Annotated in this window: 3 protein-coding genes; all 3 read left to right on the plus strand. The window is 66.9% G+C overall.

The window, feature by feature from the left end:
- The first annotated feature begins 23 nt into the window (after nt 1-23).
- Complete coding sequence (locus K1Y73_RS14110; RefSeq protein ID WP_225028950.1) at nt 24-3,689, plus strand: S8 family serine peptidase; 3,666 nt, start codon at nt 24-26, stop codon at nt 3,687-3,689.
- Nucleotides 3,690-4,174: 485 nt separating this feature from the next.
- Nucleotides 4,175-9,235 (plus strand): glycosyltransferase, encoded by a 5,061-nt coding sequence (locus K1Y73_RS14115; RefSeq protein ID WP_225028951.1) that lies wholly within the window; start codon nt 4,175-4,177, stop codon nt 9,233-9,235.
- Nucleotides 9,236-9,351: 116 nt separating this feature from the next.
- A partial coding sequence (locus K1Y73_RS14120; protein WP_225028952.1) for a sulfotransferase family protein occupies nt 9,352-10,735 on the plus strand: 1,384 nt, incomplete at its 3' end.

The following is a 10,735-nucleotide window of genomic DNA, read 5'->3' on the forward strand; positions in this document are numbered from 1 at the left end:
GATTGCAAGCATAGGATATAGCCATGCCGCTTCCCTCCGATCCGCTTCTTTCCCAACAATGGCATCTGATCAACACGACGCCGGGGCTTCTTGACCTGAACGTCGCGGGTGTGTGGAACCCCACCGAAGGCCCGGCCTATACCGGCGCGGGAACCTGGACCGTGGTGATCGACGACGGGTTCGACTATACCCATTCCGACCTTGCGCCCAATTATCATACCGAGCTGGATTTCGACTTCGACGGGGCGAATGACTACGATCCTTTCGGTCTGTCCTCGGATGCGCATGGCACGGCGGTGACCGGCATCATCGGCGCCGCGGCCAATGGCACCGGCGCGGTGGGCGTGGCCTATAACACCGAACTGGTCGGCTACCGGGTCGAGGGGCTGATCTCGGATGCCTGGCTGGGCAGCATCGCCGAGGCGATCACCGCCGCCGCGGTGAATGCCCTTGGCGATGTGGTGAACATCAGCCAGGGCATCGCCAACGATAGGAACAGCGAATTCGGCAACGGATACACCGCCTCGCGTTTCGACGACATCGAGACCGCGATCAACACCGCGGTGGATCAGGGCCGCGGCGGGCTGGGAACGGTCATCGTCAAATCCGCCGGCAATTCGCGCGGGTCCTCGGTCGGTTCGTCCAACGATTATGACGTCAATGCCGATGACTGGACCAATGACACCCGCCAGGTCGTGGTGGCCGCGGTCGATCAGAACGGCTTCGTGTCGAACTATTCCAGCTATGGCGCTGCCGTTCTGGTTTCGGGCTTCGGCACGCCGGGCGAGGTGGTCACCACCGACCGCACCGGCGCGGCCGGCTACGACTCGGGCGATTTCACCTCCAGCTTCAACGGCACCTCTTCGGCCGCGCCGATGGTGACCGGCGTCGTCTCGCTGATGCTTGAGGCGAATGACGCGCTGGGCTGGCGCGACGTGCAGACGATTCTTGCCAACACCGCCCGGCATGTCGGCAGCGCGGTGGGCGGGGCGGCGTCGGGCTCGGAATTCTTCCAGTGGGGCTGGAATGCGTCGAACACCTGGAACGGCGGCGGGATGCATTTCTCGAACGACTACGGCTATGGCCTGGTCGATGCGCTGGCGGCGGTGCGGCTGGCCGAAACCTGGCTGCTGGGCAACCAGTCGGCCCAGGTCTCGACCAATGAATTCACCAATACGATGGACATGCTGAATTCCGCGACGGTCATTCCCGACGGAAACGCGATCGGCACGACCTTTACCGGCAGTGCCGGCTTCGATGACATTGTCGAGCGGGTCACCGTGACCCTGACCTTCTCGACCACCTTCATGGGCGATGTCGAGATTTACGTGACCTCGCCCGACGGGACGACCAGCATCCTGATCCGCGATCAGGCCAGCGGTCTGGACTTCAACGGCACCTGGACCTTCGAGACCCAGGCCTTCCGCGGCGAGCGTGCGGCCGGCCAATGGTCGGTGCGCGTGGTCGACGATGCCTCGGGCGACACGCTGACGGTCAGCGATATCGTGGTGACAACCTACGGCCTGGCCCTGTCCAGCGACCGTTATGTCTATACCAACGAGTATTCAGACTATTTCGCGACCGGCAACCACACGAACGCTGTGGTGGACAGCAATGGTGGCAATGACGACGTGGTGAATGCCTCGGCCGTCACCACCGGCAGCAACATCCGGCTGGACGGCGTGGCCGGGCTAATCGACGGCGTCTCGACCACCTTCACCAATATCGAACATGCGGTGGGCGGCGACGGGTTCGACACGATCATCGGGAACTCGGTCGGCAACCAGCTGTACGGCATGCGCGGGGCCGACGCCCTGGTGGGGCAGGCCGGCAATGACACGCTGGACGGCGGCACCAACAACGACACGCTCAATGGCGGCGAAGGCGCGGATTCGCTGATCGGCGGCGACGGTCGGGACATGGCCAGCTATGCCGGGGCGACCGCAGGCGTTCGCGCCGACCTGATCGACGCCGGCACCAACAGCGGCGAGGCGGCTGGGGACAGTTTCTCCTCGATCGAGGACCTGCTGGGGTCGAACTTTGCCGACACTCTCGCTGGCGACAACGGGATCAACCGGCTGTCCGGCGGCGGCGGCGGCGACAATCTTTTCGCCCGCGAAGGCGCCGATTCGCTTTATGGCGGCGATGGCAATGACACGCTGACGGGCGGCTCTGGGGCCGACCGGCTGGATGGCGGCGCGGGCACGCGCGACCGGGCGCAATACACCGACGCCTCCTATGGGGTACGCGCCGATCTGGCGAATGCCGCTTCGAATACCGGCTTCGCCGCGGGCGACACCTTTTTCGGCATCGAGGATATCAACGGTTCGAATTACGCCGATACGCTGGCCGGGGATGCCGGGGCCAACATGCTGTGGGGCGGCGGCGGCCATGACAACCTGTTCAGCCGCGAGGGCGCCGATTCGCTTTATGGCGGCGATGGCAATGACACGCTGACCGGCGGCGCCGGGGCCGACCGGCTGGATGGCGGCGCGGGCACACGCGACCGGGCGCAATATACCGATGCGACCGCGGGCGTCCGGGCCGACCTGCTGTCACCTGGCAGCAATACCGGCTTCGCGGCTGGAGATACCTATGTCGGCATTGAAGATCTGAACGGGTCGAACTTCGCCGATACGCTGCTCGGCGATGCCGGCGTGAACATGATCTGGGGCGGCACCGGCAATGACCTGCTCTACAGCCGCGAGGGCGCCGATTCGCTTTATGGCGGCGATGGCAATGACACGCTGACCGGCGGCGCCGGGGCCGACCGGCTGGATGGCGGCGCGGGCACACGCGACCGGGCGCAATATACCGATGCGACCGCGGGCGTCCGGGCCGACCTGCTGTCACCTGGCAGCAATACCGGCTTCGCGGCTGGAGATACCTATGTCGGCATTGAAGATCTGAACGGGTCGAACTTCGCCGATACGCTGCTCGGCGATGCCGGCGTGAACATGATCTGGGGCGGCACCGGCAATGACCTGCTCTACAGCCGCGAGGGCGCCGATTCGCTTTATGGCGGCGATGGCAATGACACGCTGACCGGCGGCGCCGGGGCCGACCGGCTGGATGGCGGCGCGGGCACGCGTGACCGGGCGCAATATACCGATGCGACCGCCGGCCTGCGGGCCGACCTGCAATCGGCGGGCACAAATACCGGCTTTGCCGCAGGGGACACCTTTGTTGGCATCGAAGACCTGAACGGGTCGAATTTCGCCGATACGCTGCTCGGCGATTCCGGCGCGAACATGATCTGGGGCGGCACCGGCAACGACATTCTCTATGGCCGGGCCGGCGCCGACACACTCAATGGTGGCGATGGGTCCGACACGCTGGGCGGCAACGAAGGCAATGACGTGCTGACCGGCGGCGCAGGCGCGGATTTCTTCGTGTTCGACCGCGCGCTTGGTGCCAGCAATGTCGACCGCATCAGCGATTTCCTGGCGGCCGATGACACGATCCGGCTTGAGGACGCGGTCTTCACCGCGATCGGGCTGGGCGCTCTGGCCGGCAGCGCCTTCACGATTGGCGCCGCGGCCAGCACCGCCGCGCATCGCATCATCTACAACCAGGGCACGGGCCAGATCTTTTACGATGCCGACGGCGCCGGCGGAGGAGCAGCCGTGCTGTTCGCAACGCTCGTGCCGGGCACGTCCCTGTCGGCTTCGGATTTCACCGTCATCTGACCTGCCGAAATCCAACCTGCGCCGCCTGCAGATCAAACCGGTCTGCGGGCGGCCTTCATCTGGTCTGCCTAGAATTGCGGCGCTTGAGATACCCCCTGCTGCGGCGCTTTCCGCCGGTCCACCTGCGGGAGATCAGGAGGTCGTTGACACGCGTTTCGCGGTTGCATAGCTCGACACCATGAAGTTCACGGTATGCGCAGTTCGCGACAAGACGGATCAGATTGACAGCTTTTTCGTCGTGGCCCGTCGGGCTCGGAAAAGGCGCCCCGGACCGGGGTACGATCGGGGATCCGAACCGGTCTTTGGCGTGAAATCCCTCTCGGACAAGGGGCAGGCGGCAAGCGCCTGGGCGTGCTACCATGGCTAGAAATCTTCGAACCGTCCTGCGCTATGCGCAAACCCATGGTATCGCGCGCACGATTGAAAGGGTCCGCGAAGAGCTGCGCGGACATTCCGCCGCTGGGCTTCCTGTGCTTTCGGATCGCGTGCGTCGTCATGCCGGGTTCCGGGCGCGGCCGGATGCGGGGCTGCGCGTGCTGCTTTGCGCCCATGTCGCCTCGGAAAAGCTGTTCGGCGGCGAGCGCAGCTTCCTTGACATGGCCGAAGGCCTGGCCGCCATGGGCGCCGAGGTCTTCGCCACCGTCCCCAAGGGCTCGTCTCCGGCCTATATCACCGCCCTGCGCAAGCATTGTGGCGCGGTCTTCGACCTGCCCTATGGCTGGTGGCGCGCCGGCACGGCCGAGGAGGAACGCGTCATCGCCGATTTCTGCGCCATCCTTGCGCAGGAGAAGATCTCGGCCGTCCATGCCAATACGATCATGCTGCGCGAACCCCTGACCGCGGCGCGGCGCATGGGCCTGCCGGCGCTGATCCACGTGCGGGAACTGGTCTCGCAGGATCCGACCCTGTGCGAGCGCATCGGCCTGCCGCCCGAGCGGATCCTGGCCGAGGTCGCGGCGCGTGCCGATCTGCTGATCGTCAATTCGCGCTTCACCGCGCAGGAATTCGGCGGCCTGGCCGAGGGCAAGGTGGCGCTGGCCTACAACACCGCCGAGATCGACGGTCTGGCGGCGCTGCCGGGCCGGCCCGATCCGGCGCGGCTGCGCGTCGGCATGATCAGCTCGAACCTGCCGAAGAAGGGGCTGGCGGCCTTCGCGGCGCTGGCACGACGGCTGCAGGACGATGCGCGGCTGGAATTCCGGCTGATCGGCCCCGAGAACAAGCATACCGCGGCGATGCCGAAGGGCGTGCAGGTTCTGGGCTATCGCGAGACGCCGGCGCAGGCGATTGCCGAGCTGGATCTGGTGCTGTCGCTGTCGGACTTCTACGAATCCTTCGGCCGCACCGTGCTGGAGGCGCAGGCGGCAGGCCGTCCGGCGCTGGTCTGGGACCGCGGCGCCCCGCCCGAACTGCTGCGCGACGGCGAGACCGGGCGGATCATCCCGGCCGGCGATCTGGACGCGCTGACCGCGGCCATCACCGAACTGGCCGACGACCCCGCGCTTTACGCGCGCATGTCGAATGCCGCCCGCCAGCATGCCCAGTCCAAGTTCAGCCCCCGCGCCTTCGCCGAAAGCCTCAAAACCGCCTATGCAACGCTGGGCCGCAAGCAGCCGGGCGGCGCGGCGGCGCAGCCGGGTGTCCTGGCCGAGCTGTGGGGCGACCTGAAACGCGGAGAATTGCGGGCAAGCGGGCTGTTCGATGCCGACTGGTACTGCCGGCACTATGCCGATGTGCCGCTGTCTGGCCTGTCGCCGGAAGATCATTTCCGCGCCTTCGGCGATCCGCTGGAGCGCAATCCCGGCCCGGGTTTCGATGCCAAGGCCTATCTCAACCGCTATGGCGACCTGAGCCAGAAGCGCCCCGCCCCCCTGCGCCATTACATCCGCTTCGGCCGGGCCGAGGGACGTCAGATCACCCCGGTGATGGACAAGACCGCGCCGCCGCCGCCAGTCGCGCCGCTGCCGCAGCAGGCGCCCGCGGCCTTGGCCCTTCCCGCCGCTGGGCTTCCTGTGCTTTCGGATCGCGTGCGTCGTCATGCCGGGTTCCGGGCGCGGTCGGATGCGGGGCTGCGCGTGCTGCTTTGTGCCCATGTCGCCTCGGAAAAGCTGTTCGGCGGCGAGCGCAGCTTCCTTGACATGGCCGAAGGCCTGGCCGCCATGGGCGCCGAGGTCTTCGCCACCGTCCCCAAGGGCTCGTCTCCGGCCTATATCACCGCCCTGCGCAAGCATTGTGGCGCGGTCTTCGACCTGCCCTATGGCTGGTGGCGCGCCGGCACGGCCGAGGAGGAACGCGTCATCGCCGATTTCTGCGCCATCCTTGCGCAGGAGAAGATCTCGGCCGTCCATGCCAATACGATCATGCTGCGCGAACCCCTGACCGCGGCGCGGCGCATGGGCCTGCCGGCGCTGATCCACGTGCGGGAACTGGTCTCGCAGGATCCGACCCTGTGCGAGCGCATCGGCCTGCCGCCCGAGCGGATCCTGGCCGAGGTCGCGGCGCGTGCCGATCTGCTGATCGTCAATTCGCGCTTCACCGCGCAGGAATTCGGCGGCCTGGCCGAGGGCAAGGTGGCGCTGGCCTACAACACCGCCGAGATCGACGGTCTGGCGGCGCTGCCGGGCCGGCCCGATCCGGCGCGGCTGCGCGTCGGCATGATCAGCTCGAACCTGCCGAAGAAGGGGCTGGCGGCCTTCGCGGCGCTGGCACGACGGCTGCAGGACGATGCGCGGCTGGAATTCCGGCTGATCGGCCCCGAGAACAAGCATACCGCGGCGATGCCGAAGGGCGTGCAGGTTCTGGGCTATCGCGAGACGCCGGCGCAGGCGATTGCCGAGCTGGATCTGGTGCTGTCGCTGTCGGACTTCTACGAATCCTTCGGCCGCACCGTGCTGGAGGCGCAGGCGGCAGGCCGTCCGGCGCTGGTCTGGGACCGCGGCGCCCCGCCCGAACTGCTGCGCGACGGCGAGACCGGGCGGATCATCCCGGCCGGCGATCTGGACGCGCTGACCGCGGCCATCACCGAACTGGCCGACGACCCCGCGCTTTACGCGCGCATGTCGAATGCCGCCCGCCAGCATGCCCAGTCCAAGTTCAGCCCCCGCGCCTTCGCCGAAAGCCTCAAAACCGCCTATGCAACGCTGCAGGGCCATGCGCCGCAACGCCTGACCCTGCCCGCCCGGCAGGACATGCGGCCGGTGGCAAAATCCGATCTGCGCCTGGCCTATTTCGTCTGGCATTTCCCGGTGCGTTCCGAAACCTTCGTGCTGAACGAATTGCGGCTGCTGCGCCAGCAGGGCCATGACGTGATCGTGTTCTGCAAAGGCTCTCCGCAGCCCGATTTCACTCCGGATTTCGACATCCGCTGGGAAAGCGTGCGTGATGCCGATCACCTGGCGCGCCGGCTGACCGAAACCGGGCGGACGATGTGCCATGCCCATTTCGTCTATCCGACGGTGACGAACATGCTTTGGCCGGCCTGCGAGAAGGCGGGCGTGCCCTTCACCTTCATTCCGCATGCACAGGACATCTTCCGCTACAAGAATGACGAGGCCAACCGCATCGGCGAAGTCGCACGTTCCGCCGCCTGCAAGGCGGTGTTCATCCCCTCGCTGTTCCACAAGACCTATCTGGAAGCGCGCGGCGTTCCGACCGAGAAGATGATCCTCAACCCGAACGGCTGCGACGTGCGCCTTTATGCCGATGGGGCCAATCCGCGCCGCGCGACCAGGCCCTTCCGCAGGATCAGCGCGATCCATCGCTTCGCCGAGAAGAAGGGGCTGGAAAACCTGATCCGCGCCGCGCGTGACCTGCAACAGGACGGGATCACCATCGCGATCCATGGCTATGGTGAGTTGGAAGACGCCTATCGCCGGATCATCCGCGAGGAAAAGCTGACCAATGTCGAGATCCACGGCCCCGTCGCCTCACGCGAGGCGATGCTAGAGATCTTCCGCTCCAGCGATCTGTTCGCCTGCCCCAGCGTGCGCGCGGCCGATGGCGATATGGACGGCATCCCGACCGTGCTGATGGAGGCGATGTCGGCGCGTCTGCCGGTGCTGACGACCGCCCTGTCGGGCATTCCCGATCTGGTCAGCCACGAGGTGACGGGGATTGTCTGTGATGCCGATCCCGGCTCGATCGCGGCGCGGATCCGCGGCTATTACGCGATGTCCGACAGCGCGGTCGACGGCATGATCGAGGCCGCGCATGACCATGTCGAACGGCATTTCAACTCGGAGTATCTGATCGACATCCTGTTGCGGGTCTGGACCAACAACCGGGTGGATCTGCTGATCGTTTCGTGGAACGGACCGCGCGAACTGGCCGAGGTGCTGGCACGTCTGCGCCGCAACACCTCGCTGCCCTACCACCTGATTGTCTGCGACAATGGCTCGGGCGCCGAGACGCTGTCGCTGCTGCAGGGCGTCTATGCCGACGAGCCGTCGATGACGCTGCTGTTGAACCGCGACAATGCGCTTGTCGGCCCGGGCACCAATCACTGTCTGGCCCTGGGCCGGGGCGAATATGCGATCTATGTCTGCGGCAAGGAAGGCATGACCACCGGCTGGGGCTGGGAGAAGGCCTTTGTCGAGACGCTGCGCGCCGCGCCCGAAGTCGGTCTGGCGGGCACGATTGGCTATTCGCCCTCGTATCTGACCGGCCGCGACTATCCCAAGGGCGTTGCCCCCTTCGCCAAGTTCCGCAACCAGGGCTATGCGATGGAGCAGGCCGATCGTGTCTTCGGCCATGTGCAGGGCGGGCTGTTCGGCATCCGCCGCGCCATGGTCGATGCGATCGGCGGCTTTTCCGAGGCGGTGCCGCACAATCACACCGATGTCGAATACAGCTACTATGTCGAAAGCTGCGGCTGGAAGCTGGGCACGGTGGATGGCGCGATGGCGCTGTACAACAAGACCCGCCCCGCGCTGGCACACCGGGTGGACGAGCATCATCTGGCACTGCATCCGCCGACGCTGGAAGACCTGCCGATGTTCGACCGGATCACCCGGGGCGAGGTGAACCATTGCAACATCTGCGGCCAATCCTCGCCGCAGTTCCGGACCACGGGCGACGACACGCTGTGCCCGCATTGCGGCTCGACCCGACGGGCGCGCAGCATTTTCCGGGTGCTGGCGGAAAGCACGCTGCTCTATCGCCGCCTGCCGGCGCTTGCGGTCGACCTGCCGGCCAGCCTGCAGGCCTTCTGGACCGCGCAATTCCAGGGCAAGGCCCTAGCCGCGGACGAGATCCTGGCCAAGGGCAGCGGTTTCAGCGAGCGGCGCCTGGCGCTGGTGGGTCTTCTGGACGGGGTGTCGGACCCCAAACTGCTGGCCGAAGCCTGCCGCGTGCTGGCACCGGGCGGTACATTGCTGATCGCCAATGCCATGCCCGATCCGGCGCGCGACCAGGGACTGATTGCCCAGGGCCTGATCGCGCGGGGCGCCAAACGCTATGGCAGTCGCGTGCTTGATTTCGATCCCGCGCCCGTGCTGATCTATGAGCGCCCCAAAGAAAACCCGGGCCGAGCAAAGGCAGCGCGCTAAGACATGATCTCCGCGACACTTCGAAGCTGCTTTGCAGCCGGTCGCATGGCCGACTTGCACCACGGCTTCGGGCAGCCTAAGGGCAAGCCACGGTGTTGCAGCAGGGGAGGACTGTGGTGACGGAAAGCGCATACCCGAGATTTGCCTATGTGATCCTTGGCATGCATCGGTCTGGGACCTCGGCACTTGCCGGCACATTGGCCTGTTTCGGGGCGGACGGCCCCAAGACCCCGCAGCGCCCGACCGAGGACAATCCGAAAGGCTATTTCGAATCGACCCCGGTCAAGGTGTTCAATGACCGGATCCTCGCCTCGGCCGGCAGCCGCTGGGACGACTGGACCGAGATCGCGCAGGGCTGGCTTGACGGCCCGCGGGCGCAATCCTTCCGGACCGAGGCCCCCCAGCTGCTGAGCGCCGAATTCGGCGCGTCGCCGCTGTTCGTGTTCAAGGATCCGCGGATCTGCCGGTTCTGGCCGTTCTGGCGCGGCGTGCTGACCGACGCCGGCATCACGCCGATTCCGATCCTGATGCTGCGCCATCCCGAAGAGGTGGCGGCCTCGCTGCTGCGGCGCGACAAGCTGCCCCTGGCGCTGGGGCGGCTGATCTGGCTGCGCCATGTGCTAAGCGCCGAACGCGAAACCCGCGGAATGCCGCGGGTTGTGACGACCTATGAGGCGCTGTTGCAGGACCGGGCCGCATTTCTGGCGCGGCTGGAGAAGGTTTCGGGCTTCGCCCTGCCCGCCCGCGCGCCGGCGACCGAAGCGAAGGTCGCCGAATTCCTGGACCCGCAACTGCGCCGCTTCGTGCAGGACCAGCCCGGCGGCACCGGCCCGTCGGCCGACATCTACCACGAGACCTATCAGCTGATCTCAGGTCTGGCCGCGGGCGAAAGCAAGGTGGCGCTGAGCCGGCTTGACCAGATCGGCCGGGCCCTGTCGGATCATCCGGACTTCCTGTTCGGCGTCGCCGAACCCTATCGCGAGGCGGCGGCGCGGCTGCGCAGCGCCGAGGCGCGGGCCGATGAGCTGGCGGCATCGGAAGGCGGGCTCAACGCCCGCTGCGCGGAAACCGAGGCGCGGCTGCGCGAAGAGGCGGCGAAGCGCACGATCCTGCAGAACGATGTCGAACGCGAGGCCATGGCCCGCAAAGAGGCCGAAGCCGCCCAGGCCGTGCTTCAGGGTCAGCTGGACGAGGCGCGGCGCCGGGGGGATGTGCTTGCGAAGGAGCTGGCCGCCTCTGGGGCTCAGGTGCGGTCGCTTCAGGCCGAACTGGCAGACAAGGCGGCACTGCTGGCGCCGGCGATCGAACAGCGCGATGCGGCCGTGGCGATGCGCGATCGTTCGGTCCAGCAGCTGGCCGCCAAGGCGGCCGAACTGGCCCAGGCGCTGCGCGATCGCGACAGCGCGGCCTCGGTGCGCGACGCGGCCCAGCGCGATCTGGCGCAGGGGAAGGCGGAGCTGGCCCAGATCCGCTCCGAGCGCGACCAGGCTGCCGCCCAGC

It is taken from the genome of Xinfangfangia pollutisoli (assembly GCF_020179405.1).
Taxonomy (GTDB): domain Bacteria; phylum Pseudomonadota; class Alphaproteobacteria; order Rhodobacterales; family Rhodobacteraceae; genus Pseudogemmobacter; species Pseudogemmobacter pollutisoli.